The sequence below is a fragment of the Micromonospora sp. NPDC023633 genome, assembly GCF_040640035.1.
Taxonomy (GTDB): Bacteria; Actinomycetota; Actinomycetes; order Mycobacteriales; family Micromonosporaceae; genus Micromonospora.
Map to the genome: position 1 here is coordinate 19354 of NZ_JBFABB010000042.1, position 26130 is coordinate 45483.

At 75.4% G+C, this 26130-nt stretch carries 20 protein-coding genes; 15 read left to right on the plus strand and 5 right to left on the minus strand.

Going from position 1 to position 26130, the window contains the following annotated elements; all coding sequences use genetic code 11:
* Nucleotides 1–5: 5 nt before the first annotated feature.
* Nucleotides 6–443 (plus strand): hypothetical protein, encoded by a 438-nt coding sequence (locus AB0G13_RS15460; protein WP_357874351.1) that lies wholly within the window; start codon nt 6–8, stop codon nt 441–443.
* 78 nt (nt 444–521) lie between these two features.
* Entirely contained in the window at nt 522–989 is a 468-nt protein-coding gene (locus tag AB0G13_RS15465; protein WP_357874288.1) for a hypothetical protein, read from the plus strand.
* Between the two features lie 21 nt (nt 990–1010).
* Here AB0G13_RS15465 and AB0G13_RS15470 read toward each other — a convergent pair whose 3' ends face one another.
* Nucleotides 1011–1970, minus strand: a complete 960-nt coding sequence (locus tag AB0G13_RS15470) for a GNAT family N-acetyltransferase (RefSeq protein ID WP_357874290.1) — start codon at nt 1968–1970, stop codon at nt 1011–1013.
* Nucleotides 1971–2049: 79 nt separating this feature from the next.
* On the opposite strand from AB0G13_RS15470, the gene fdxA reads away from it, so the two are divergent.
* From fdxA to AB0G13_RS15495, 5 genes are all read left to right on the plus strand, one after another.
* Nucleotides 2050–2376 carry a ferredoxin gene (gene fdxA / locus AB0G13_RS15475; RefSeq protein WP_091422126.1) on the plus strand — a complete coding sequence of 109 codons (327 nt, stop codon included), beginning with the start codon at nt 2050–2052 and terminating at the stop codon, nt 2374–2376.
* The gene (gene dapC / locus AB0G13_RS15480; RefSeq protein WP_357874354.1) at nt 2373–3479 is read left to right on the plus strand and encodes a succinyldiaminopimelate transaminase; all 1107 of its coding nucleotides are present in this window, start codon (nt 2373–2375) and stop codon (nt 3477–3479) included. Before fdxA ends, dapC begins: the two co-directional genes overlap by 4 nt.
* A 16-nt stretch (nt 3480–3495) precedes the next feature.
* A complete protein-coding gene (locus AB0G13_RS15485; RefSeq protein ID WP_357874293.1) occupies nt 3496–4548 on the plus strand; it encodes a prephenate dehydrogenase/arogenate dehydrogenase family protein in 1053 nt (350 codons plus the stop codon).
* A gap of 143 nt (nt 4549–4691) precedes the next feature.
* The gene (locus AB0G13_RS15490; protein WP_357874296.1) at nt 4692–5336 is read left to right on the plus strand and encodes an SIMPL domain-containing protein; all 645 of its coding nucleotides are present in this window, start codon (nt 4692–4694) and stop codon (nt 5334–5336) included.
* The gene (locus tag AB0G13_RS15495) at nt 5336–6010 is read left to right on the plus strand and encodes a nucleoside/nucleotide kinase family protein (protein ID WP_357874299.1); all 675 of its coding nucleotides are present in this window, start codon (nt 5336–5338) and stop codon (nt 6008–6010) included. The genes AB0G13_RS15490 and AB0G13_RS15495 overlap by 1 nt, the downstream gene beginning before the upstream one ends.
* A 98-nt stretch (nt 6011–6108) precedes the next feature.
* Here the strand turns inward: AB0G13_RS15495 and AB0G13_RS15500 are convergent, their stop codons facing one another.
* Both AB0G13_RS15500 and AB0G13_RS15505 read right to left on the minus strand, forming a co-directional pair.
* A complete protein-coding gene (locus tag AB0G13_RS15500; protein ID WP_357874302.1) occupies nt 6109–8736 on the minus strand; it encodes a hypothetical protein in 2628 nt (875 codons plus the stop codon).
* Nucleotides 8737–8838: 102 nt separating this feature from the next.
* Complete coding sequence (locus tag AB0G13_RS15505) at nt 8839–9396, minus strand: sugar O-acetyltransferase (RefSeq protein WP_357874305.1); 558 nt, start codon at nt 9394–9396, stop codon at nt 8839–8841.
* A 98-nt stretch (nt 9397–9494) separates the two neighbouring features.
* On the opposite strand from AB0G13_RS15505, the gene AB0G13_RS15510 reads away from it, so the two are divergent.
* On the plus strand, nt 9495–12863 hold the full coding sequence (locus AB0G13_RS15510; RefSeq protein WP_357874307.1) for a S8 family serine peptidase: 3369 nt from the start codon (nt 9495–9497) through the stop codon (nt 12861–12863).
* A gap of 51 nt (nt 12864–12914) precedes the next feature.
* On the opposite strand, the gene dapD is transcribed toward AB0G13_RS15510, so the two are convergent.
* Nucleotides 12915–13871, minus strand: coding sequence for a 2,3,4,5-tetrahydropyridine-2,6-dicarboxylate N-succinyltransferase (gene dapD, locus AB0G13_RS15515; RefSeq protein ID WP_357874309.1), 957 nt, complete (start codon nt 13869–13871; stop codon nt 12915–12917).
* A 105-nt stretch (nt 13872–13976) separates the two neighbouring features.
* Between dapD and dapE the strand changes: the two genes are divergently transcribed.
* Nucleotides 13977–15050 carry a succinyl-diaminopimelate desuccinylase gene (dapE, locus tag AB0G13_RS15520; RefSeq protein ID WP_357874312.1) on the plus strand — a complete coding sequence of 358 codons (1074 nt, stop codon included), beginning with the start codon at nt 13977–13979 and terminating at the stop codon, nt 15048–15050.
* Between the two features lie 87 nt (nt 15051–15137).
* Here the strand turns inward: dapE and AB0G13_RS15525 are convergent, their stop codons facing one another.
* Nucleotides 15138–15299 (minus strand): hypothetical protein, encoded by a 162-nt coding sequence (locus tag AB0G13_RS15525; RefSeq protein WP_199729509.1) that lies wholly within the window; start codon nt 15297–15299, stop codon nt 15138–15140.
* Between the two features lie 225 nt (nt 15300–15524).
* Between AB0G13_RS15525 and AB0G13_RS15530 the strand changes: the two genes are divergently transcribed.
* The 6 genes from AB0G13_RS15530 (at nt 15525) to AB0G13_RS15555 (ending at nt 25975) form a co-directional block, all read left to right on the plus strand.
* A complete protein-coding gene (locus tag AB0G13_RS15530; RefSeq protein ID WP_357874315.1) occupies nt 15525–16385 on the plus strand; it encodes a TIGR00730 family Rossman fold protein in 861 nt (286 codons plus the stop codon).
* Nucleotide 16386: 1 nt separating this feature from the next.
* Entirely contained in the window at nt 16387–16932 is a 546-nt protein-coding gene (locus AB0G13_RS15535; RefSeq protein WP_357874317.1) for a TIGR00730 family Rossman fold protein, read from the plus strand.
* A 177-nt stretch (nt 16933–17109) separates the two neighbouring features.
* Entirely contained in the window at nt 17110–20628 is a 3519-nt protein-coding gene (locus tag AB0G13_RS15540) for an ATP-dependent DNA helicase (protein ID WP_357874320.1), read from the plus strand.
* Nucleotides 20625–24011 carry an ATP-dependent DNA helicase gene (locus AB0G13_RS15545; RefSeq protein ID WP_357874323.1) on the plus strand — a complete coding sequence of 1129 codons (3387 nt, stop codon included), beginning with the start codon at nt 20625–20627 and terminating at the stop codon, nt 24009–24011. The genes AB0G13_RS15540 and AB0G13_RS15545 overlap by 4 nt, the downstream gene beginning before the upstream one ends.
* 205 nt (nt 24012–24216) lie before the next feature.
* Nucleotides 24217–24420 (plus strand): cold-shock protein, encoded by a 204-nt coding sequence (locus AB0G13_RS15550; RefSeq protein WP_007464836.1) that lies wholly within the window; start codon nt 24217–24219, stop codon nt 24418–24420.
* Between the two features lie 223 nt (nt 24421–24643).
* Entirely contained in the window at nt 24644–25975 is a 1332-nt protein-coding gene (locus AB0G13_RS15555) for a DEAD/DEAH box helicase (protein ID WP_357874326.1), read from the plus strand.
* The last annotated feature ends 155 nt before the right edge of the window (nt 25976–26130 follow it).

The window sequence follows — 26130 nt, forward strand, 5'->3', positions numbered from 1 at the left end:
CGTCGATGTCGGCCGCCCCGGAGCAGAGCGTCCCGCCACCGTCCGGACGGTCCCGGCGGCTGCTCGACCTCGCCCTGCGGGTGGCCGGCGGGCTGGTCGCCGTCCTCGCCGGGACGCTCACCGCGACCCTGGAGCTGCTGCTGGCCACGCTCCGGGTCGGCGGGCAGCTGATCGGCGTCTCGGTGCTCGTCGCCATCGGTGCGAACATCGCCCTGAGCTGGTTCGCGCACGAGGCCGTCGGCCGCCGGTGGGCGGTGGCGCTGCCCGCGACGCCCTGGTTCGTCCTGATGGCGGTCGCGGCGGTCCGCACCGCCGAGGGGGACCTGCTCGTCACCGGCGACAACTGGGTCGGCCTGGCGATGATCGTGGCCGGCGCGATGACCTTCGCGGTGATGGGTTTCCGGCAGATCCTGGCACCGCCACCGGTCCGGTCGGGGGACTGACGACGCACCGGTCGCGGTGGTAGACATTCCTGCCAGGAAGCCCGCCACCGGAGCGGGCGGTACGGCGGGAGGCGTGCGATGAGTGAGCGGTGGCGCGCGATCGGGGTTCTCGCGGTCGCGCTGTTCGCGGTCAACGTGGTCGCCCGGCTGGTCACCCGGTTCGGCTTCGACGGCGACGAGACGGCCGCCGCCGACCGGGTGTCGCTGGGGATGTTCGTGGTGATCGGGCTGGTCCTGGCCGCGGTCGCCTTCGTCTGGGGGAAGCGTCGGCCCGTCGCCGCCTGGGGGGCGGATCTGGCCGCCGCGGTCGGGCTCGCGCTGCTGTTGACGGTGCTGGTCGGGCCGCTGCTGGTCGGCGACAACCCGTTCGGCGGGGGCGCGGCCACCTTCTTCGCCCAGATCTGGCTCTACCTCGCGGCGGCCGGCGTCGGCGCGCTGCTCGGCTACCTGCTCCTCACGGCGCTCGGCCTGGACCACCGCTCGCAGTCGCTCAAGCGGTACGCCGAGCTGAGGGCGACCAAGCCCCGCCGCGTCGTCCGCCGCTGACCCGACCCCGCCGGGCCGGGTTCAGGCGGGCGGGGTGCGGGTGAGGTAGGTGTGGTGGGTGGTGAAGCCGAGGCTGCGGTAGAGGGCCACGGCCGGCGTGTTGCGCTGCTCAACCTGGAGGAAGGCGTGCGAGGCGCCGGTCGCCGCGCCCCAGGCGGCGAGCGCACGGATGATCCGTCCCGCCAGGCCCTGCCGCCTCGCCTCGGGCAGCACCTCGACCAGGCTGAGCCCGAGCCAGCGCCCCTGCCCGGTGACCGTGCCCCGGCCGATGGCGAGCAGGGTGCCGCCGGCGTACACGTGGGCGAAGCGGACCTGGTCCACGGCGGTGAGCACGTGCCGGGCGGCGTCCGGCAGGCCGCCCTTGCGGCCGGCGGCGACGGCGAGCCAGTCGTCCGACGGGCCGGCGGCCAGCTCGACCGGCGGGGCTCCGGTGGGCTCCGGCGCGGCCGGCGACAGCCCCGCCAGCGGCACGGTCTGCACCAGCACGGGCGGCCGGCCGCCCCAGCCACGGGCGTCCAGCTCCGCGCCGACCGGGGCGGCGAGCGGCAGCGGCGTGTTGACCATCGGCGGCTGGCCGAGGTCGGCGTACCAGCGCTCCACCGCGTCGAGGGCGGCGGGCAGGGGCCGGTCCGGGTCGCCCACGGGCAGCGCCGAGTTGGCCCGGCCGGTCCAGCCGTCGGCGGCGCGCAGCCGCCAGTCGCCGAGCCGCCCCCGGACGGCGGCGGGCCAGGCCTCGTCGGCGGCCAGTTCCAGCTCGACCACCGCCGCGGCGGTGGGCCGGCGCGTCGGCGGCACCCGCTTGGCCCGGTGCACCTCGGCCATCGGGACCCGGAGCCGGCCTTGCGCGGTGGCGAGTGTGAGATGGGTTTCGCTCAGCTCGACCAGTTCGCCGAGGGCGTCCGAGAAGAGCGGCCGACCTTCGCGAATCCCCACGATTCGGCGGACCACGATCCGGTGTCCCACATCTTGCTGTCGGAGCACGATCGACCCCCTCCCCGGCGAGATACTAGGCTCTTACCGTCGCGGGTGATCGCGGCGTGTCTTGCGGAGGAGAAGACCGGTGACCTACATCATCGCCGAACCGTGCGTGGATGTGCTCGACAAGGCTTGCATCGAGGAATGCCCGGTCGACTGCATTTACGAGGGCAACCGGATGCTCTATATCCACCCCGACGAGTGCGTCGACTGCGGTGCGTGTGAGCCGGTCTGCCCCGTCGAGGCGATCTTCTACGAGGACGACGTCCCGGAGCAGTGGAAGGACTACACCGGCGCCAACTACGAGTTCTTCGAGGAACTGGGTTCGCCCGGTGGCGCCTCGAAGATCGGCAAGGTCGAGAAGGACGCGACCTTCGTCGCCGCGCAGCCGCCGCGCGGCGAGGGCCACTGAACCGTCCCGCGCCGGTCTCGTCGCGGCTGCCGGAGTTCACCTGGGACACCCTGGGCGCCGCGGCCGCACTGGCCGCGGCGCATCCCGAGGGCATGATCAACCTCTCCATGGGTACGCCGGTCGACCCGGTGCCCGAGGTGATCCGGCAGGCGCTGGCCGACGCGTCGAACGCGCCGGGCTACCCGCTGACCGCCGGCACCCCGGTGCTGCGCGAGTCGATCGCGGCCTGGGTGGCACGGGCCTGCGGCATCAGCGTCGACGGCTTCGGCGTGCTGCCGACGATCGGCTCCAAGGAGCTGGTCGGCTGGCTGCCGACGCTGCTCGGGATCGGGCCCGGCGACGTCGTCGTGGTGCCGTCGATCGCCTACCCGACCTACGAGGACGGGGCCCGGCTCGCCGGCGCCACGGTCGTGCGCGCCGACTCGCTGACCGCCGTCGGCCCCACCTCCCGCGTGCGCCTGGTCTGGGTCAACTCGCCGGGCAACCCGACGGGCCGGGTGCTGCCTGCGGCGCACCTGCGCAAGGTGGTCGACTGGGCCCGGGAGCGCGGCGCGGTGGTCGCCAGCGACGAGTGCTACCTGCCGCTGGGCTGGTCCGCCGAACCCGTCTCGGTGCTCTCGCCCGAGGTCTGCGGTGGCTCGTACGACGGCGTGCTGGCCGTGCACTCGCTCTCCAAGCGGTCCAACCTGGCCGGCTACCGGGCGGGATTCGTGGCGGGCGACCCGGCGCTGGTGGCGGAGCTGCTCAAGGTCCGCAAGCACGCCGGGATGATCGTGCCGGCGCCGGTGCAGGCGGCGATGGTGGCCGCGCTGCGCGACGAGCGGCACGCCGACGAGCAACGGGAGCGCTACCGCGCCCGGCGGGACACCCTGCACGCCGCGTTCACCGGCGCCGGCTTCACCGTCGAGCACTCGGAGGCCGGGCTCTACCTCTGGCTGACCCGGGGCGAGGACTGCTGGGAGACGGTCGACTGGCTGGCCCGGCGGGGCATTCTGGCTGCCGCGGGCGTCTTCTACGGCCCGGGTGGCCGGCAGCACGTCCGGGTGGCGCTGACCGAGTCCGACGAGCACGTGGCGGCGGTCGCCGGCCGGCTGAGCGCCTGAGCGCCGAGGCGCGGTCATGACCGACGACGCGTCCCGGCCGGACCCGACCGGTCGGTGGGCCGGGGAGCGGGCGGCGGTCGTGGGCACCGGCCTGATCGGTGGTTCCGTCCTGCTCCGGCTGCGCGACGCCGGTCTGGACGTCGCCGGGTGGGATCCGGACCCGGCGACCCGCCGGCACGCCCGGCGGCAGGGCGTCGAGGCCCCGGAGACGCTCGACGAGGCGGTCGCCGGCCGCAGCGTGGTCCTGCTCTGCGGCCCGCTGCGCACGCTCTCGGACACCCTGCTGCGGGTCGCCCGGGCGGCCCCGCCCGACTGCGTACTGACGGACGTCGGCAGCACGAAGGCCGAGCTGGCGACCTTCGCCGCCCGGCACGGGCTCGTCGACCGGTTCGTGCCGGGGCACCCGATGGCCGGCGCGGGATCCGCCGGGCTCACCTCCGCCACGGCCACGCTGCTCGACTCCGCCGCCTGGGTGCTCTGCCCGTCCGCGGGCCCGGCGACAACCGCGTTCCGGTGGCTCGCCGGCCTGGTCATCGACGTGTTCCGCGCCCGGGTGGTGCCGATGTCCCCGCAGGAGCACGACCAGGCCGCCGCGCTCGCCTCCCACATCCCGCACCTGCTCGCCGGGGCGCTGGCGGGGGCGGCGCAGCGCAGCGCCCTGCGCGACGCGGTCCTCGCGCTCGCCGCCGGGAGCTTCCGGGACGGCACCCGCGTCGCCGGCACCCCGGCCGTGCGTACCGCGAACATGCTGCTGGGCAACCGGGACCGGGTGCTGACCGAGTTGGCCGGCGTCACCGCCTTCCTCGACGGGCTGACGGACGCGCTGCGGGTCGGTGACGCGGCATCCCTCATCGCGCTGTACGACGAGGCCGGGAAGGCCCGCTCCGCGCTGCTCGCCCGCCCGTTCGACACCCTCGTCCGGGAGTTCCCGGCCGCTGGTGACCATGCCGCCGAGGTGGCCTGGCTGCGGCGGCTGGGAGCAGGCGGGGGACACCTGAGCACCTGCCGGGACGTGGCCGGCACGGTCTCCTACACCGCGCACGTCCCGGCGGGCCCCGCGCCGGCCTGAGCTCCTTCCGGATTTCGCGCCCGCCCGGCCCGGCCGGGACGGGCGGGCGAACGGCCACGATCCCTTCGCGCTCGCGCTCGCGCCCGTCGGACGGTGGTCGTGGACGGCGGGCGGACCGGTGGGCGCGCGGTTAGGGTGAGGGCATGGTGGACGGGCCGGTGGTGGTGGTGCGCGGCGAGGCGTACCGGGAGGTCGCTCCGGAGATCGCCCGGTTCGCGGTGACCGCCAGGGCACGTGACCGGGACCGGGAGGCCACGCTGACCCGGCTGGCCGAGCGGGCCGCCGCCGTCCGGGTGCTGCTCGACGGCGAGGGCCCCGGCATCGACCGGCGGGAAACCGGCGAGCTCCAGGTCAGGCCGGAGACCCGGCGCTCCGGTGAGCGGGTGGTGGCGTACAGCGGCAGCGTGACCACCACCGTGACGGTCAGCGACTTCACCGCGCTCGGCGAGCTGATGCTGCGCCTGGCCGACCAGGACCAGGTCGAGGTGGCCGGGCCGTGGTGGTCGCTGCGGCCGGGCAGCCCGGCCCACCGGGAGGCCCGGCACGCCGCGCTCGCCGACGCGCTGCTGCGCGCCCGCGAGTACGCGGAGGCGCTCGGCGCCCGGGTGACCGCCCTGATCGAGCTGGCCGACGCGGGCGCGGCGGAGCAGCCGATGATGAGCCGGATGGCGTACGCGATGGACGGCGCCGAGAGCAGCCCGCCGGAGCTGGAACTCGACCCGCAGCCGCAGACGGTGCACGCCGCGGTGCAGGCGCGGTTCGCGATCAGCGAGCCGGTCCTCGGCTGATGGCCGGCACCCGGGTCGTCGGGACCGACGAGCTGGTGGCGCGGGCGCGGGCCCTCGCCGAGGCCGGCCCGCGGCAACTGCTCGGCATCGCCGGGCCGCCCGGCGCCGGGAAGTCAGCGCTGGCGGAGCGGATCGTCGAGGCGGTCGGCCCGACGGCCCGGCTGGTGCCGATGGACGGCTTCCACCTCGCCCAGGCCGAGCTGCGCCGCCTGCGCCGGGCGGAGCGCAAGGGCGCCGTGGACACCTTCGACGCCAACGGCTACGTCTCGCTGCTGCGCCGCCTGCGCCGGCTGGAGCCGACGGCGGTCTACGCGCCGGCGTTCCGTCGCGACCTGGAGGAGCCGGTGGCGGGCTCGATCGAGGTGCCGCCGTCGGTGCGGCTGGTGGTCACCGAGGGCAACTACCTGCTGGTGGCGGCGACGCCGTGGGACGAGGTGCGGCAGCTGTTGCACGAGGCATGGTTCCTCGACCTCGACGCCGAGCTGCGGCTGCGCCGGCTGACCGCCCGGCACGAGGCGTACGGGCGGTCGGCGGAACAGGCCCGGGCGTGGGCGACGGGCAGCGACGAGACCAACGCCACCCTGGTGGCCGGCACCGCGCACCGCGCCGACCTGGTCGTCCGGCTCGCCGAGCCACCACCCGTCGAGCCGCACCGGCCGCCCGTCGAAGGCTGAGGCGGATCGGGCGGCTGGCGAAGGCTGAGGCGGATCGGCCGGCCGCGACGGCTGAGACGGTCGGCCGGCCGTGGCGGCCGTCGCCGGCGCGAGCCGGGTCAGCCGGGGCGCCGGGGTGCCGGGACGCCCCGGCGCAGCAGCCACGCCACCCGAGAGCGTTCCCGGTGGAACTCGGGCGCCTCCGGGTAGGCGCTGTGGTTGCGGATCGGCGGGTCGGCCACCTCCCCGTCGCTGGGGTGCAGCGCCTCCGGGTCGCGTACGGGCACGTCCCGTTCCCCCGCCGTGACCGGCCAGCCGAGCGGGTCGGTGTCCCGCCAGAAGTTGGTCCAGCGGACCCGACCGCCGGGCGGGGTCAGCGCCTCGGCCAGCACCGGCAGCCGGTCCGGGCCGAAGTACCCGGGGAAGACCCGCCCGTAGAGCCGGGTCAGCTGGCAGCCGTACGAGAGGAACCAGATCCGCCGGCGCGAGCGGGCGGGCAGCTGGAGGATCACCGCCGCGCAGATCACCGTGCCCTGGCTGTGCCCGGAGAGGATGATCCCGTCCACGCTCCGGGGGTCGTCCTCGGCGAGCGCCAGCAGCCCGGCGGTGCGGGTCTGCAACTCGGGTACGGCCCGTTCGGCGTAGCTGGGCGGGGCCAGCGGGTGCGCGGTCCGGGGCCAGAAGGTGCCCACGTCCCAGACCACACCGACCGAGCGGCGGACGAGTTCGTTGCGGTAGACCAGCAGGCCCATCGCGGCGATCAGCACCGGCAGCCAACCGAGCAGCCGCCCGCCCACCTCGGAGATCCACTCGACCACCGCGGCACCGCCGGTCGCCTGCCTGGGATGCGGCGGGCTGCGGGAGAGCAGGGCGGCGCAGCCGAGGGTCGCCAGCACGGCCGACACGACGGCGTAGCAGCCGACCAGCCGCACGGCGTGCTCGCCGACCAGCCGGTGCAGCGCCTGCCACGCGCTGACGTCGCGGCAGCGCCGCAGGTCGTGCGCGGAGAGCGGGTCGGTCTGTGCCGTCGCCTTCGCGTACTCGTCCCGGCGGAGACGGAGGTAGAGCAGCCCGGCCCGGGCGACCGCGGCGGCGAGCACGAGCAGGGCGACGGCGAAGACGAGCCCGGCCCACAGCACCGGAACCGGGGGCACCACGGGGGAGAGCCCGCCCGGTGCCGGCCGGTCGTTGAGCCGGCCGGTGACCCAGTAGAGCAGCCCGGCGCTGTAGGAGACGCAGAGCATCCAGCCGAAGCCGGCGATGACCGCCGGAGCCCTGCCGCCCCAGGCCAGGTCGGTGTGGGGCGCCAGCGGCTGTCGTTCGGCCGGCGACGGGACGCGCGGCAGCAGCAGGCCGGTGGCAGCCAGGGCGACGACCGGGACGACGACCGTCCAGAACTCCAGCGTCGCGGGCGCGGGCGGCAGCCCGGGCAGCCAGCCGGTGAACCAGGCGAACCCGAGGGTGAGCAGCAGGGCGGCCGCCGCCGGCGCGGCCAGCGCCCGCCGTCCGGACCGGGCCGCGGACCCGATCGCGATCAGCAGCAGCAACTGTCCCGTGCCCAGCCAGGCGATGATCCAGTCGAGGCCGGGCAGCGACCGGTCGGCCGCACAGGTCGGCGCGACGGGATGCCGGGCGCAGTCGGGCGCCGGGCGCAGGTCGGCCAGGGTGGTGCCGGCGGGACCGTCGGGCAGCAGCAGGATCAGCATCGTCCCGACCAGCCCGGTACCGGCGAGCACGGCGACGGCGACGCTCCATCCGCCGAGCGGGGTGGCCCCCGCGCGCCGGGTCAGCCCGGGCCGCGCGAGCGCCACGACCGCGACCAGCACGACGGCGGCGAGCGCCGCCACGGTGGGCCAGGCGACGGCCGCGCGGCCGCCCCGGGGCGGGTCCACCGCGAGGACGGCACCGAGCGGTACGGCGGCGGCGACGACCACGCCGGTGCACAGGTGCAGCACGGCGCCCCTGCGCAACTGGCCCTCGCCGACCCAGAAGGTGCGGTCCTGCAACGGGTTGTCGGGCGGGCCGGGGGGCGGTTCGGGCGCGGCCGGACCCGCCTCGGATCGTTCCCGCCCGTCCGCCGGGGCCCCCACCGGTTGCCGGGCGCTCGGCGGGGGAACCGGTTCGGCGGGCATCTGTGCCTCGTACTGGTAGGTCCGCAAGCTCACGAGCCCGAGCAGGGCCAGCACGCCGAGCGGCACGAGCAGGCCGACGGCCAACGGCCTCGCACCCTCGCTCCACCAGCCCCGCCCCAGGAACTCCCAGGGTCCGGGGATCCGGCGCAGGCAGTCGTCGTCGACGCACTGCCAGCCCACGAGGTCGACCCCGACGGCGGTGAGGGTGAGGGCGCAGGTGCCGGTGAGGCTCAGGCAGAACAGCCGGATCAGCCAGGCCGTGATCCCCGAGGCGCTGTTCCAGCGTTCGGTGCGGGAATCGGCCGGGATGGACGGCCGGGCGTGCAGCGCGACGTTGGCCAGCGTGAACGGAAGCAGCAGCGTCCACAGTGCGCGCTCCACGTCCCGCGCGGTCCGCGCGCCGGAGGTCAGCCGCCCCCAGCTGTACGCCTCCACGACGACCGGCTCGGCCGGCTCGGCGACGGGGGAGCGGTAGAAGCCGGTGACCGGCCCGCCCGCGACGAGCCACGGCGGGGGCGGCGCGTCGCCCCCGGGTGCCGGGCGCAGGCCGAGGATCTGACCGGGGGGCGTGTTGGAGACCCCGTGCACGCGCAGTTCGAGCACCCGACCGACCATGCTCGCCTCCCGGTGACGACGTCACCACCCACAGTGCCGTGCGCCGGGGTCGACGCGCCAGTGTCGGAAGGGTGTTTGTGCAGGTGGCGGGCTTGATGGGGGTCAGTCGAGCTGGCGTACGACGCGGGCCGGGTTACCCACGGCGACGACGTTCGCCGGCAGGTCCTTCGTCACCACGGCGCCTGCGCCGACGACGGTGTTCTCCCCGATGGTGACGCCGGCGAGCACGATGGCCCCGCCGCCGAGCCAGACGTTGTCGCCGATGGTGATCGGCTTGGCCGCCTCCCACTTGTCGCGGCGCGGCCCGGGCTCGACGGGGTGGGTGGGGGTGAGCAGTTGCACGTTCGGTCCGATCTGGACGTCGGCGCCGATGGTGATCGGGGCGACGTCGAGGAGGACCGCGTTGAAGTTGACGAAGCTGCGCGGCCCGATCCGGACCTGCCAGCCGTAGTCGACGTGGAGCGGCGGTCGGACCCAGGCTCCCTCGCCCACCTCGCCGAGCAGGTCGCGCAGGGCCGCGAGCCGGGTCTCGGGCTCGGCGGCCGGGCTGGTGTTGAAGCGTTCCATCAGTCGCGTGGCCCGGTCGAGGTCGGCGGCGATCTCCGGATCGTCGGCGATGTAGGGCTCGCCGGCCAGCATGCGTTCCTTCATGGAGGTCATGAACCGATCATCTCCGAGGGGCGGTTCCGTTCGTTGGCTGGTCCGTCATCTTCGCGACTTCATTTTGCATACCCGGTATGCAACCCTGATGACTGTCAATGCGTCTCTCCCTACAGGTAGTAACGCCCGACGAGGAGGATCCGTTGCAGCGAAGAAGAAAACTCTTCGGTCTCGGCCTGGTGCTCGGCATGGTGCTCGGCACCCCCGGCATGGCCGTCGCCCAGAAGCCCGCCGCCCCGACCGTCCGTCCTGACGCGACCCCGCCGTCCCCGGCGGCAGGCGCCGGCAGCCGCTCGGCCACCGTCACCCTGCTCACCGGCGACCGGGTCACTCTCAGCGGCTCCCGGGCCAGCGTGCGACCCGCGCCCGGGCGCGAGGACGTCCGCTTCCTGACCCGACGGGAGCGGGGCCACCTCTCGGTCGTACCCGAGGACGCCCTGGCGCCGATCCGGGACGGGCGGATCGACCGGCGGCTGTTCGACGTCACCGAACTGGTCGCCGCCGGCTACGACGACGCCCGGCGCGACGACCTGCCCCTGCTGATCACCGGCGGCACCGGCGCGGCCCGGCGCTCCGCCCTGCCCGGCGGGGTGACGGTCACCCGCGAGCTGCCCGCCGTCGGCGGGCTCGCCGCCACGGCGAGCAAGCGGCGGGCCGCCGAGGTCTGGGCGGCGGTCACCGCCGCCGGCGCGAGGGTCGGCGCGGCAGGGGGTGCCGACCGGATCTGGCTCGACGGCCGGCGGCAGCTCACGCTCGACCGTAGCGTGCCGCAGATCGGCGCGCCGGAGGCGTACCGGGCCGGCTACACCGGCCGGGGCGTGCGGGTCGCCGTGCTGGACACCGGGATCGACGCCACGCATCCGGACCTGGCCGGCCGGGTGGCGCAGGTGCGGAACTTCACCGAGGAGTCCGCGCCGGGCGACGTCGTCGGGCACGGCACCCACGTCGCCTCGACCATCGCCGGCAGCGGCGCCGCCTCCGGCGGCCGGATGCGGGGTGTCGCCCCGGACGCGACGCTTCTCGACGGCAAGGTCTGCGAGACGTACGGCTGTCCCGAGTCGGCGATCCTCGCCGGCATGCAGTGGGCCACGGTCGAGCAGCGGGCCCACGTGGTCAACCTCAGTCTCGGCGGCTTCGACACCCCGGAGGTCGACCCGCTGGAGGAGGCCGTCAACACGCTCACCGCGCAGACCGGCGCCCTCTTCGTGATCAGCGCCGGCAACTCCGGCCGGTTCGCGCCGGTCAGCTCCCCCAGCACTGCCGACGCCGCCCTCTCGGTGGGCGCCGTCGACCGGGACGACAGCCTCGCCGACTTCTCCAGCCGTGGCCCCCGCACCGGTGACGACGCGCTCAAGCCCGACATCACCGCCCCCGGCGTGGGGATCGTGGCGGCGCGCAGCCGGGACGGGGTGATCGGCGACCCGGCCGGGAACGGGTACGTGGCGCTGTCGGGCACCTCGATGGCGGCCCCGCACGTCAGCGGCGCGGCGGCGCTGCTCGCCCAGAAGCACGGCGGGAAGGCCGACCGGCTCAAGGCCCTCCTGACGTCCTCGGCGAAGCCGCAACCCGAGCTGACCGCGTACGAGCAGGGGGCCGGGCGGGTCGACGTGGCCGACGCGATCCGGCAGACCGTGACCAGCGACCCGCCGAGCGTGTCGCTCGGGCGGGCACTCTGGCCGCACGGCGACGACACCCCGATCACCCGCACGGTGACCTGGCGCAACGACGGCGCGACCACGGCCGACCTGGACCTGGCCGTCGAGGCGACCGGTCCGGACGGCAAGCCGGCCCCGGCTGGCATGTTCACCCTCGGCGCGAGCCGGATCGCCGTGCCGGGCGGTGGCACGGCGAGTGCCACCGTAACCGCCGACACCCGGGTCGACGGCCCGGACGGCCACTACACCGGCCGGATCGTCGCCCGCTCCGACGGCGCGGTGGTGGCCACCACCCCGCTGGCGGTGCACCGGGAGGTGGAGAGCTACACGGTGACCGCCCGGCACCTGAACCGCGCCGGCGCGCCCGCCGGCGAGCACGGGACCACGCTGGTCTCCCTGGACGAGCTGAACCCGTACGACCTGTACGACCCGGACGGCACCGCCGAGCTGCGGGTCCCCAAGGGCCGGTACGGGCTGGTCAGCTACGTGTTCGACGTGGACGGCGAGGAGTTCACCGCGGCCACCCAGCTCGTCCAGCCGGAGCTGGTGGTCGGCGGGGACACGCGGATCACCCTCGACGCCCGACGGGGCAAGCCGATCGAGATGAGCGTCCCGCAGCGCTCGGCCACCCCGGCGCTCGTCGTCACCGAGGCGAGCTTCCTCGCCGAGGCGGGCAGCTACACCTTCGGCCTGCTGGATTCCGACTTCGACGGTCTCTTCACCGCCGGGCTCGGGCAACCGGTGCCCGCGCAACGGTTCGTCGCCACGGTCAGCAGCCAGTTCGCCGACCTGGAGGCGGCGAGCAGCCCCTACCTCTACGCCCTCAACGAGGCCGTGCCGGGCCGGATGCCGACCGGCTTCGTCCGGCACTACCGGGCGAAGGACCTGGCCACCGTCACCCACCGGTTCAACGGCGGCAGCCCGGGGCTGGTCACCGACCGCCTGGTCTTCGCGCACCGGGATCCCGACCTCGGCGGCTGGGCGGTCGGCCTGCCCACCGCCACGCCGGGACAGCGGGTCGAGCGCTACAACACCCGGGGCTTGCGCTGGTCCTCCGAGCTGGACTTCGGGGTGCCGACCCCGGACGGCTGGAACGACACCAAGGCGATCCTGTTCTCCGAGGAGCGGAGCCTGCGGGCCGGCCGGCACTACCGGGAGAGCTGGAACAGCGCGCCGTACGGGCCGTCGTTCCCGGCGGCCGGGATCACCCGCCAGGGCGACCGCATCGCGGTGAACCTGCCGCTGCACAGTGACGCCGAGGGGCACCCCGGCGGCTCGGTCGCCGACACCGCCCGCACCGCCCTCTACCGCGACGGGGTGCTGGTCGGGGAGATTAACGAACCGGCATACGGCGGGTTCGACGTGCCGCCGGGCGCGGCCGACTACCGGCTGGAGGTGTCGTCGAAGCGGAGCTTCACCGACCTCGCCACCGAGGTGGCGGCCACGTGGACGTTCCGGTCCCGGCACGTCGCCGGGGACGACCGGGCCGCGCTGCCGGCGTCGGCGATCCGGTTCACGCCCCGGCTCGACCGGGAGAACGCCGCCCCGGCGGGCCGGAGCTTCGTGATCCCGGTCCAGGTGCAGCGGCAGCCGGGCGCGCCCTCGGCCCAGGTCGCCGCGCTGACCGTCGACGTCTCCTACGACGGCGGGAAGACCTGGCAGCCGGCCCGGGTCCACCCCGGCGGAGACGGCTGGACGGCCACCGTGCGGCACCCCGCCGGCACCGGACACGTCTCGCTGCGGGCCACCGCACGGGACACCGCCGGCAACACGGTCACCCAGCGCGTCATCCAGGCGTACCGCCTGCGCTGAGGCGTACCCCCGTCGGGTCCGCGGCCAACCGCGGACCCGGCGGGGCGACCGTCAGTCGTTGGCGTGCAGCGCGGCGTTCAGCTCGATGCCCCGGCCGGTGCGGGGCCTCGCCTCCAGCGCGCCGGTGACCGAGTTGCGCCAGAACAGCAGGCCGTCCACCCCGGAGAGCTCGCGGGCCTTGACCACCCGACCGTCCGGCAGGGTGACCTTCGAGCCGGCGGTGACGTAGCAGCCCGCCTCCACCACGCAGTCGTCGCCGAGCGAGATGCCGATGCCGGCGTTCGCGCCGAGCAGGCTGCGCTCGCCGATGCGCACCTTCTCGGTGCCACCGCCGGAGAGGGTGCCCATGATGGAGGCGCCGGCGCCGACGTCGGAGCCGTCGCCGACCACCACGCCCTGCACGATCCGTCCCTCGACCATGGAGGCGCCGAGCGTGCCGGCGTTGAAGTTGCAGAAGCCCTCGTGCATGACCGTGGTGCCGGCCGCCAGGTGCGCGCCGAGTCGCACCCGGTCGGCGTCGGCGATCCGCACGCCCGACGGCACCACGTAGTCGGTCATCCGGGGGAACTTGTCCACCCCGTACACGGCCAGGTGGCGGCCGGCGGCCCGCTCGATGACGCGCAGCTCGTCCACCCGCTCCGGGGGGCACGGCCCGGCGGAGGTCCAGGCCACGTTCGCCAGCTTGCCGAAGATGCCGTCGAGGTTGAGCTCGTTGGGCCGCACCAGGCGGTGGGAGAGCAGGTGCAGCCGCAGGTACGCGTCGGCGGCGTCCTTGATCGGGTCGTCCAGCGAGCCGATCACGGTGACCACCTGGACGGTACGCAGCCCGGGCAGCGCCCGGTCGCCGACGGCCCCCGGCGGCAGGTCCAGCACGTCCGCCTCGTCCTCGCCGGCGACCAGCGGCAGCTCGCCGAGGCCCAGCTTGCCGGTCGGGTACCAGGTGTCGAGCACCTGGTCGTCAGCGGTCACGGTGGCCAGGCCGATGCCCCAGGCGGATTCGGACGTCACTGATTCACCTCTCGTTCGTGCTGCGGGCGGCGAGCGCGTCCTACCCGGGCCGTCCCGGAACGCTCGCTCCGCGCGCTCGCCAGAACTGACGGTACCGTGCGAACCATGGAGAACCCGCTGACCCCCGAGGTCCTGGCCGATCCGGTGGCGCTGACCCGTGCGCTGGTCGACATGGAGTCCGTGTCCCTCAACGAGAAGGCGATCGCCGACTGCGTGCAGGAGGTGCTGCGGGGCGTACCGCACCTGACCACGTACCGGCACGGCAACACGGTGATGGCGCGGACCGACCTGGGCCGTGACCAGCGGGTGGTGCTCGCCGGCCACCTGGACACCGTGCCGCTGAACAACAACTTCCCGTCGACCATGCGCGGCGACCTGATGTACGGCTGCGGCACCTCGGACATGAAGTCCGGGGTGGCGTACGCGCTGCACCTCGCGGTGAGCCTGCCGGACCCGCGCTACGACGTGACGTACTTCTTCTACGAGGCGGAGGAGATCGAGTCGAAGTACAACGGCCTCTTCCTGGTCGCCGAGGCGCACCCGGAGTGGCTGGAGGCGGACTTCGCGGTGCTGCTGGAGCCGACGTACGGCATCGTCGAGGCCGGGTGCCAGGGCACCATGCGTTCGGTCGTCACCACCACCGGCGTTCGCGCCCACTCGGCCCGCTCCTGGCACGGGGTGAACGCGATCCACGCGGCCGGCGAGGTGCTCGACCGGCTGGCCAACTACGAGGCGCGCCGGGTCACCATCGACGGCTGCGACTACCGGGAGGGCATGAACGCGGTCCGCATCCACGGCGGCGTGGCCGGCAACGTGGTGCCCGACCGGTGCGAGGTGGAGGTCAACTACCGGTTCGCGCCGGACCGGACCCCGGCCGAGGCCGAGGCGCACCTGCGCGAGGTCTTCGCCGGCTTCGAGGTGCGGATCACGGATTCGGCCGCCGGCGCCCCGCCCGGGCTGGAGGCGGCGCCCGCCCAGGAGTTCCTCGCGGCGGTCGGTGCCGCGCCGATCGGCAAGCTGGGCTGGACGGACGTGGCCCGGTTCGCCGCGATGGGCATCCCGGCGCTGAACTTCGGTCCCGGTGACCCCAACCTGGCCCACCACCCCGACGAGCACGTCGAGATCAGCAAGATCCGCGACGGTGCCGCCACCCTGCACCGCTGGCTCGCCTCCGCCTGAGCCCCCGGGGGCGGGGCGTCCCCCGCATGGACGGAAGGTCCGCGTCGGATGACGCGGACCTTCCGCTCGCGGTGCTGTCGGTGCGGCTCAGACGGTGGTGGACGCGTCGGCGGTGGGCCGGGCGTCGGTCTGGCCGCCCTGGTCGGTGGACGGTTCCATCAGGCGGGCACGGCGGCGCTCGGCCACCACGTCGCGGATGCGGCGCTGCATCTGCCGCCGGATCCGGATCATCTCGCTGTTGCTGATCACGCTGGCTCCTCCCCCGAAGGCGCGCGCCGGGGCATACCCGGTATGTGAATAGTAAGACGTCCGTGCGACTGAATTAGTTGCCCAAGATCCGGAAATACTTTTTCGCTCGTCGTCCGGCCCGTTGCCCGTTGCCCGGTCCGGCCGTCGCCCCCGGCCGTCGGTCATCGGCGGGCCGGGTCGCGGTGCCGCGCACCTGGCAGGTGCCACTCCACTACGGTTGCTCCCATGGGTCAGAGCAACGGGCGGGAGGCCGGCCGCGAGCCGGGACGGGAGCGGCACCGGGGGGCCGTGACACTGCGTCGGCAGGCGATCACGAGCAGCACCGCCGACCAGCGCCTGCTCGATTCGCGGGGGCGCGGCGACTGGAAGACCAAGGACGCCTGGCGGGCGCTGCGCATCCTCTCCGAGTTCGTTGAGGGCTTCGACACCCTCGCCGACCTGCCCCCCGCGGTCAGCGTGTTCGGTTCCGCCCGCAGCCGGCCGGAGAGCCCGGAGTGCCGGATGGCCGAGGCGCTGGGCGCGGCCCTGGCCCGGGCCGGCTACGCGGTGATCACCGGCGGTGGGCCGGGCGTGATGGAGGCGGCCAACCGGGGGGCCAGCGAGGCCGGCGGGCTGTCGGTGGGCCTCGGCATCGAGCTCCCCTTCGAGCAGGGGCTCAACGACTGGGTCGACCTGGCCATCGACTTCCGCTACTTCTTCGCCCGCAAGACCATGTTCGTCAAGTACGCCCAGGCGTTCGTCGTGCTGCCCGGCGGGTTCGGCACCATGGACGAGCTCTTCGAGGCGCTGACCCTGGTGCAGACCGGCAAGGTCACCCGGTTCCCCGTGGTGCTGATGGGCGCGGCCTACTGGAGCGGCCTGCTGGACTGGCTGCGGGACACGATGGCCGCCGACGGCAAGATCGGCCCGGTCGACCTGGAGCTGATCTGCGTGACCGATGAGGTCGACGCGGCGGTCCGGCACATCGTGGAGGCCGAGGCCGCCCTCAACGTCGAGCAGGAGGCGGTCCGCGAGGAGGCCGTCGCCGTCACCGCCGCCGAGCAGCAGGCCGCCGCCGAGGCGGGCGACGGGAACCGGGACCGCTGACGTGGCGGCGATCTGCGTGTTCTGCGCCTCCTCCCGTACGCTCGACCAGCGCTGGCTGGACCTCGCGGCCGAGACGGGCGCGGAGATCGCCCGGCGCGGGCACACCCTCGTCAGCGGCGGCGGGTGCGTCGGCATGATGGGCGCGCTGGCGGACGGGGCGCGGGCCGCCGGTGGCCGGACGGTCGGCGTGATCCCGCAGTCGCTGGTCGACCTGGAGGTCGCCGACCTGGCGTCGGACGAGTTGCTCGTCACCGACTCGATGGCCAGCCGCAAGACCCTCATGATCGACAAGTCGGACGCGTTCCTCACCCTGCCGGGCGGGCTCGGCACCCTCGACGAGCTGTTCGAGGTCTGGACGACCGCCACCCTGGCCCTGCACACGAAGCCCATGGTGCTGGTCGACACCGACGGCTTCTACCGCCCGGTGCTCGACTGGCTGGGCGCCCTGGCCGACCAGACCTTCCTCAAGCCCGCCGGCCTGGGCCTGCTCACCGTGACCGACACGGTCCCCGCCGCCCTGGACGCCCTCGAACTCCACCTGACCTGACCCACCCGCCCCGCCCCCCGTACCTCCGCGTCGATCATGAGGTTGGCGGGGACGAAAGGGGCGAACCGTGCGGCCAACCTCATGATCGACGCCGACTCCATCCGGGAGGGTGCGCCCGGGGGTGCGCGGGCGGGGTGGCGGGGTGGGGGTGTCGTACCGGCGTGGTGGGATGGACGGATGCAGGCGTACCGGCTGGTGCGCCGGCCTGCCGAGGCGGTCCGGGGGGACCACCGGCCCGGCGGGCCGGCCCGGGGCGACGGTCGGTCCGAGGGGCCGGTCGAGGGTGAACGGCGGTCCGGTGGGCCGGCCGGCGGGGACGCGCAACGTGGGGCGGCGCGGCTGACCGATCCGCGCCAGGCCGAGATCGTGGCGCACACCGACGGGCCGATGCTGGTGCTCGGCGGCCCCGGCACGGGCAAGACCGGCACGCTGGTCGAGGCCGTCGCCGCGCGGGTGGCCGAAGGCGTCGACCCGGAGCGGATCCTGGTGCTCACCTTCGGCCGCCGGGGCGCCACCGCGCTGCGCCAGCGGATCGAGGCCAGGGCCGCCGAGGACGGGCACCGCGTGCTGCGCGAGCCGCTGGTGCGCACCCTTCCGGCGTACGCCTTCGGGCTGCTGCGCCGGGCCGCGGCCGAGCGCGGCGAGCCGTCTCCCCGGCTGCTCACCGGTCCGGAGCAGGATCTGATCATCCGTGAGCTGCTCGACGTGGTCGGCGAGGAACCCGACGACGACCCGGTGGGCTGGCCGGAGGACCTGCGCCCGGCGCTGCGCACCCGGGCCTTCGCCGCGCAGCTGCGCGACCTGCTGATGCGCGCCGCCGAGCGGGGCGTCGGCCCCGTCGAGCTGGCCCGGCTGGGCGAGAAGCTCGGCCGCGCCGACTGGCCCGCCGCCGCGCGCTTCCTGCGGGAGTACGTGGCCGTGCTCGCCCTGCGCGACGTCAGCAACCGTGGCTCTGTCGCGTACGACCCGGCCGAGCTGGTCCGGGCCGCCACCGGGATGCTGCTCGACGACCCCGAGCTGCTCGCGGCCGAGCGCCGGCGGCTGGCGTACGTCTACGTCGACGAGCTGGCCGACACCGACCCGGCCCAGCAGGACCTGCTCGCGACGGTGGCCGGGGGCGGCAAGCCCCTGGTGGCGTTCGCCGACCCGGATTCCTCCACGTACGCGTTCCGTGGCGCGGACCCGGCCGGGGTGGCGACGTTCCCGCACCGCTTCCGCACCGCCTCCGGGGCGCCCGCGGCACAGGTGGTGCTCACCACCTCCTACCGGGCCGGTGCCCGGCTGCTGGCCGCGTCCGGCCGGCTGGCGCGGCGACTGCGTGGCCCGGCGGCGCACCGCCGGCTGCACCCGCTGCCCGACGCGTCGCCCGGCTCGGTCGAGGTACGCACCTTCCGCTCGGCCACCAGCGAGGCGGCCTGGCTGGCGCACGCGCTGCGCGAGGCGCACCTGCTCGGCGGCGTGCCCTGGTCGGAGATGGCCGTGCTGGTGCGCTCCACCGGGCGGCAGTTGCCGTCGCTGCAACGCGCCCTGCACGCCGCCGGGGTGCCCACCGTCGTGCACGGCGAGGACCTGCCGCTGCACCTGCAACCGGCGGTCGCGCCGCTGCTGCTCCTGCTGCGCTGCGCCCTGGAGCCCGAGCGGCTCGACGAGGAGGCCGCCGTAGCCCTGCTGCACTCGCCGCTCGGCGGCGCCGATCCGCTGGCGGAGCGGCGGCTGCGGCAGGGGCTGCGCGCCCTGGCGCTGGCCGGCGGCGACCGCCGGCCCTCCGGCGAGCTGATCGTGGAGGCGCTGCGCGACCCGGCGGAGCTGGCCGGGATCGAGCGGCACTGGGCGGAGCCGGCGCAGACGGTGGCTGGCCTGCTGGCCGTCGCCCGGGAGGCCGCCGCGCGGCCCGGCGCCACGGCGGAGGACGTGCTCTGGGCGGTCTGGCGGGCCAGCGGGCTCGCCGAGCTGTGGTCGGCGGCGACCGGCCGTGGTCAGACGGTGGCCGGCGAGGGCGACGTCGCGCGGCGCCGCCGCGCCGAGGCGGCCGACCGCGACCTCGACGCCGTGATGGTGCTCTTCGACGCGGCGGCCCGGTTCGCCGACCGGCTGCCCGGCGCGCGCACGGAGGTCTTCCTCGACCACGTGCTCGGCCAGGACCTGCCGGCCGACACCCTCGCCCCGACCGCCGACCGGGGGGAGGCGGTGCGCCTGCTCACGGCCCACGCCGCGAAGGGGCTGGAGTGGGATCTCGTGGCGGTCGCCGGGGTGCAGGAGGGCGTCTGGCCCGACCTGCGGCTGCGGGGCAGCCTGCTCGGCTCGGAGCGCCTGGTCGACGTGCTCGCCGGCCGGACGGCCGGCGCGGGCGCGGTGGCCGCCCTGGTCGGGCAGACCTCGGCGCTGCTCGACGAGGAGCGCCGGCTGTTCCACGTCGCGGTCACCCGGGCCCGGCGGCGGTTGCTGGTCAGCGCGGTCGCCTCTGCCGCCGTGGGCGGCGACGACCACGAGGAGCAGCCGAGCCGCTTCCTCTACGAGCTGGGCCCGACCGATCCGCCCGCCCCGGGCGACGGCCCTCCGCCCCCGGGCGACGGCCCTCCGCCCCCGGGCGACGGCCCTCCGCCCCCGGGCGACGGCCCTCCGCCCCCGAGCGACGGCGGTCCCGCCGGAGCCGAGGAGGAACCGGACCGGCCGGGCGCGTTGCCGGTGAGCCGGCCGCCCCGGGCGCTGACCCTGCCGGCGCTGGTGGCGGAGCTGCGTACCGCCGTCAGTGACCCGGCCGCGCCCTACGCCCGGCGGCAGGCGGCGGCTGCCGAGCTGGCCCGGCTCGCCGCCGCCGGGGTGGCCGGCGCGCACCCGGACGACTGGTGGGGGCTGCGGCAGCTCTCCGACGACCGCCCGCTGGTCGAGGAGGGGGAGCCGGTCCGGGTCACTCCGTCGGCGATGGAGAGCGCGTTGCGGTGCAGCCTGCGCTGGCTGCTGGAGCGGCACGGCGGCAGCCCGCCGGCCAGCGCCGCCCAGGGGGTCGGCAACCTGGTGCACGCCGCCGCGATGCTCGCCGAGGACGCCAGCGCCGACCGGGGTGCCCTGCTGGACTACGTCGCCGCCCGGTTCGACGCGATCGAGCTGGCCGCCCGTTGGATGGTCGGGCCGGAACACAGCCGCGCCGAGGCGATGGTGGACAAGCTGCTCCGCTGGTTGGCCGCGAACCCGCGTCGGCTGCTCGCCATCGAGCACGAGTTCGCGGTGCGCCTCGACGACCCGCACCGGCCGGTCGAGCTGGTCGGCCGGGTGGACCGGCTGGAGGTCGACGAGGACGGCCGGCTGGTCGTGATCGACCTGAAGACCGGCAAGTCCACCGCCGTCACGGCCCACGACCTCGCCGAGCACCCGCAGCTCGGCGCCTACCAGGCGGCGGTGGAGGCGGGAGCCTTCGCCGACTTCGGCGAGGAGTCCGGTGGGGCGGCCCTGGTGCAGCTCGGCACCGGCGCGAAGGACGCGAGGGAGCAGAGCCAGCCGCCGGCCGGGGAGGGTCCGGAGGCCGGCTGGGCGACCGCGCTGGTGCGGCGCACCGCCGATACGATGGCCGCCGCCACCTTCGCCGCGGTCGCCAACTCGAAGTGCCGGGTCTGCCCGGTGCGGACGAGCTGCCCGGTGTCCGGGCAGGGCCGCCAGGTGGTCGAGCCGCCGACCGTGCACCGCCCGGAGAAGACTTGACGCAGCCCGCCCTGTTCAGCAGCGCGACCCCCGCGCCCCGGGTCGCCGACGCCGGTCCCCGGTACACCCCGGTGGAGCTGGCGAAGCTGCTGCGGCTGCCCGCGCCGACCCGGGAGCAGGCGGCGATCATCGCTGCCCCCGTGGAGCCGCTGCTGGTGGTGGCGGGTGCCGGGTCGGGCAAGACCGAGACGATGGCCGCCCGGGTGGTCTGGCTCGTCGCCAACTCGTACGTGCGGCCGGAGCAGGTGCTCGGGCTCACCTTCACCCGCAAGGCCGCCGGGGAGCTGGCGCACCGGGTGCGTACCCGGCTCGACCAGTTGGTGCGGCGGCTCGGGCGGCGGGGGCGCGACCCGCTCGACGATCCGCTGGCCGGGGAGCCGACCGTCTCCACCTACCACTCGTACGCCGGTCGGATCGTCACCGAGCACGGGCTGCGGGCCGGCTACGAGCCGTCCACCCGCCTGCTCACCGAGGCGTCCCGCTGGCAGCTGGTCGACCTGCTGGTGCGCAACTACGACGGCGACATGTCCGGGGTGGACCGGATGCCGAGCACGGTCACCGACGCGGTGCTGGCGCTCGCCGGGGAGCTGGACGAGCACCTGGTCGACCCGGACGCGCTGGCCGCCTGGACGGGCCGGTTCTTCGCCGAGGTGCAGGCGCGCCCCGGCCGGGTCTACGCCGACGTCCGCAGGGCGCTGCAACTCCAGCAGACCCGGCTGAAGCTGCTCCCGCTGGTGCGCGCGTACGCCCGGCGCAAGGAGGACTTCGAGGCGATGGACTTCGCCGACCAGCTCGCCCGGGCTGCCCGGGTGGCCCGGGACCACCCGGGGGTCGGCGAGATCGAGCGGGACCGCTTCCGGGTGGTGCTGCTGGACGAGTACCAGGACACCAGCCACGCCCAGGTGGTGCTGCTCAACGCGCTCTTCGGCGGCGGGCACCCGGTGACGGCTGTCGGTGACCCCTGCCAGTCGATCTACGGCTGGCGCGGGGCGAGCGCCGGCACCCTGGACCGCTTCCCCACGGAGTTCGCCCGCGCCGACGGCGCGCCGGCCGAGATGCTCGGCCTCACCACGAGCTGGCGCAACCGGCCCGAGATCCTCGGCGTCGCCAACGCCCTGGCCACCCCGCTGCGGGCCGCCGGCGCGCGGGTGCCGGAGCTGCGCGCGGCGATGAGCGTCCGGGAGCCGGTCCCGCACCGCAGCGCCCGCGGCGCCGCCGGCGGCACCGTCCACTGCGCCCTGCTCCGGACGTACGCCGACGAGGCCGACTGGATCGCCGACAGCGTGCTGCACGCCTGGCGCGGCGCGGCGGGGATGCCGGGCGCGCTGCCCGAGCACATCCCGGTGCCGCTGCGGCCCACCACCGCCGTGCTCGTGCGGCTGCGCAGCCAGATCCCGGCGATCGAGTCGGCGCTGCGCGAGCGCGGCCTCCCGGTCGAGGTGGTCGGCCTGGGCGGCCTGCTGGACACCCCCGAGGTGCGGGACGTGGTGTGCACGCTGCGGGTGCTGGCCGACCCGACGGACGGGGCCGCGCTGCTGCGGCTGCTGACCGGCGCGCGCTGGCGGATCGGGCCCCGTGACCTGGTGGCCCTGCACCGCCGGGCGAAGGCCATCGCGGCGGCCCGGCGCAGGCTCGCCGACGACGGCACCCCGGAGATCAGCCCGGACCTGCTCGACGAGGCGACGCTGGTCGAGGCGCTGGCCGACCCGGGTCCGGCGCAGGCGTACTCGGCGGAGGGCTACGCGCGGCTGCGGGCGTACGCCCGGGAGCTGGGCCTGCTGCGCTACCGGCTGGACCAGTCCCTGCCGGAGCTGATCGCGGACATCGAGCGGACGATCGGTCTGGACGTGGAGGTGGCGGTGCGGGCCGGCCGGGACGGGGCCGGGGACGCCGGCCTGGCCCGGGGCCACCTGGACGCGCTCGGCGACGTCGCCGCCCGGTTCAGCGGCGAGACGCCGGGTGCCACCCTGTCGGGGTTCCTGGCCTACCTGGCCGCCGCCGAGGACGAGGAGCGCGGCCTCACCCCGGGCGAGGTGGAGGTGGTCGAGGGCGCGGTGCAGATCCTCACCGCGCACGCCGCGAAGGGCCTGGAGTGGGACGTGGTGGCGGTGGCCGGGCTGAGCCGGGGCGTCTGGCCGGGGCCGGTGCGCAACTCCGACCACTGGCTCGGCGGGCTCGGCGTGCTGCCGTTCCCGCTGCGCGGCGACGCCGACGGGCTGCCCGAGCTGGGCCTCGCCGAGGCCGAGGACCAGCGGGGGGTGGCCCGGGCGCTGGAGGACTTCACCGACGCCTGGCGGGCGCACGACGAGCGGGAGGAACGCCGGCTGGCGTACGTGGCGGTGACCCGGCCCCGGCGGCTGCTGCTCTGCTCCGGCTACTGGTGGGGGGAGGGCACCAAACGCCCGCGCGGCCCGTCGGTGCTGCTGCGCGAGGTGCACGACGCCTGCCTGGACGCCGGCGCGGGGCACCTGGTCGACGAGTGGGCGCCGGAGCCGCCCGGCGACGCGGTCAACCCGACGACCGAGGTGGTGCTGCGCGCCGAGTGGCCGGCCGACCCGTTGGGCGCACGGCGGCCGGCGCTGGCGGAGGCGGCCGCCCTGGTCCGCCGCTTCCTCGCCGACGGCGACGGGGCCTCCGGCGAAAGCCCGGATCAGCCGGTCGACGACCCGGACGTGGCGCGGTGGCGGCGGGAGGCCGACCTGCTGCTCGCCGAGCGGGCCGAGCTGACCCGGCAGTCCGGTGCGGTCGAGGTGGCGCTGCCGGGCCAGCTGTCGGTGACCCAGCTGGTGGCGCTGCGCCGGGATCCGGCGGCGCTGGCCCGCGCGCTGCGCCGCCCGGTGCCCACCGAGCCCAATCCGTACGCCCGCCGGGGCACCGCCTTCCACACCTGGCTGGAGCAGCGGTTCGGCGCCGACCGGCTGCTCGACCTGGACGAGCTGCCGGGCGCGGCCGACGCGGACGCGGCGCCGGACGAGGCGCTGGCCGAGCTCCAGGAGCGCTTCCTGGCCAGCGAGTGGGCCGACCGGGTGCCGGTCGAGGTGGAGGTGCCCTTCGCCACCGTGATCGCCGGGGTCGTGGTGCGGGGGCGGATGGACGCCGTCTTCGCCCGGCCCGGCGGGCGGTTCGACGCGGTCGACTGGAAGACCGGCCGGCAGCCCGCCGGCGCCGCCGCCGACGTGGCCGCCGTGCAGCTCGCGGTCTACCGACTGGCCTGGGCGGAGCTGGCCGGCGTACCGGTGGAGCGGGTCGGCGCGGCGTTCCACTACGTGCGGGACGGGGTCACGGTCCGCCCGGCGGACCTGCTCGACGCGGACGGGCTGACCGCGCTGATCGCTTCCGTACCGGAAATTCCGGCAGACGGTGGTGCTGGGCCGAATCCGTGATAGGTTGGTCGCGTTGCAGTTATGGTTCCCAGAGACTCTGTGTGCGCCTGGAGGATTGTGGCCCAGGCGCTCTTTGTTGTGTCCGGAGTTCTCCGGGCGGGGCGACCAGAAGCGACAAGCGAGCCAGGCAGTTCCGCGTGGCGCGCTCCTCTTCGAGCCCGCAACAAGTGCGGGTTCGACGTTCCGTCAAGGAGACGAAACAAAAATGGCTATTGGCACCGTCAAGTGGTTCAACGCTGACAAGGGCTTCGGCTTCATCACCCCGGACGGCGGCGGCGCCGACGTCTTCGCCCACTTCTCGGCCATCCAGTCCTCCGGCTACCGGAGCCTGGACGAGAACCAGCGGGTCGAGTTCGAGGTGACCCAGGGCCAGAAGGGCCCGCAGGCGGAGAACATCCGCCCGCTCTGATCTTCGGATCTCCTAGGTAACACCCACCGCGCCCTCCGGGCGCGGTGACGGGACCGGTCCGCCGCGTCGTCGACCTGCGTGAGCAGGCGGCAAGACGGCGGCGGGCCGGGCCCCGTACCCCTTTCGGTTCGTGCTTGTGAGTCACCTGCGGCCTGGTCCGCCGGTGACAGCGCCGCCTTCGGCGCCCTCCCTCGACACGTGCCGCGTCGAGGAAGGCTTCCGCATGACCACCGTCGTACCCTCTTTCGCCCTTACCGGGCTGGCCCCGGCGCTGCTCGCCGAGCTGACCGCCCAGGGCATCACCGAGCCGTTCCCGATCCAGTCGGCGACCCTGCCGGACTCGCTCGCGGGCCGCGACGTGCTCGGCCGGGGCCGCACCGGCTCCGGCAAGACGCTCGCCTTCGGGCTCCCCCTGCTGTCCCGCACCGCCGGCCGTCGGGCCCGCCCGGGCCGGCCGCTGGCCCTGGTGCTGGTGCCGACCCGCGAGCTGGCCCAGCAGGTCACCACCGCGCTCGACCCGTACGCCCGGGCCGTCGGGCTGCGCTGCGCCACCGTCGTCGGCGGGCTGTCGCTGCAACGCCAGGCGGACGCCCTGCGCGCGGGCGCCGAGCTGGTCGTGGCGACCCCCGGCCGGCTGCACGACCTGATCAACCGCGGTGACGCCCGGCTGGACCAGGTCGGCATCACCGTGCTCGACGAGGCCGACCAGATGGCCGACATGGGCTTCCTGCCGCAGGTCACCAAGCTGCTGGAGCAGGTCGCCCCGAACGGGCAGCGGATGCTCTTCTCGGCCACCCTCGACGGCGGCGTGGACCGCCTGGTGCGCCGCTTCCTCACCAACCCGGTCTCGCACTCGGTCGACCCGGGCACCGCCACGGTGACCGCGATGACCCACCACGTGCTGCACGTCGACGCGGCGGACAAGCCGGCCGCCCTGACCTGGATCGCCGCCCGCGAGGGCCGCACCATCCTGTTCATGGGCACCAAGCACCGCGCCGACCGGCTCGCCCGGCAGCTGCTGTCCAAGGGGGTACGCGCGGCCGCGCTGCACGGCGGGAAGTCGCAGCCGCAGCGCACCCGGATCCTGGAGCAGTTCCGCACCGGGCAGGTGACGGCGCTGGTCGCCACCGACGTGGCGGCCCGGGGCATCCACGTCGACGGGCTGGACATGGTGGTCAACGTGGATCCGCCCACCGAGGCGAAGGACTACCTGCACCGTGGTGGGCGTACCGCCCGGGCGGGGGAGTCCGGCGCGGTGGTCACCCTGGTCCTGCCGGAGCAGCGCCGGGACGTGTCCCGGCTGATGTCGACCGCCGGCATCCGTCCCGAGTCCGTCCAGGTGCGTCCCGGCGACGAGGCCCTGGCCCGGGTGACCGGTGCCCGGGAGCCGTCCGGCGTGCCGGTGACGATCGCGCCGCCCCCGCCGCAGGCCGCCTCCTCCGGATCAGCCGGCGGCCGGTCGGCCGGTCGCGCCGGTGACGGCGGCCGGGCTCCGCACCGCGCCTCGGGGCGGCCCCGCCGCTCCCGCCGTCCCCGCGCTCCGCACGCCTCCTGACCGACTCCCCAACCGCTCCTCCCACCGGCTCCGGGCACCCGTGCCCGGAGCCGGTCACTGAGTCCGGAATCAGCGGACGTTACGTCCGATCGGCGACTGTTTCCGCCGCCGCGGGTGGTGGAAGCTGAGGGCGGGGGAAAGATCCGGGCGGGACC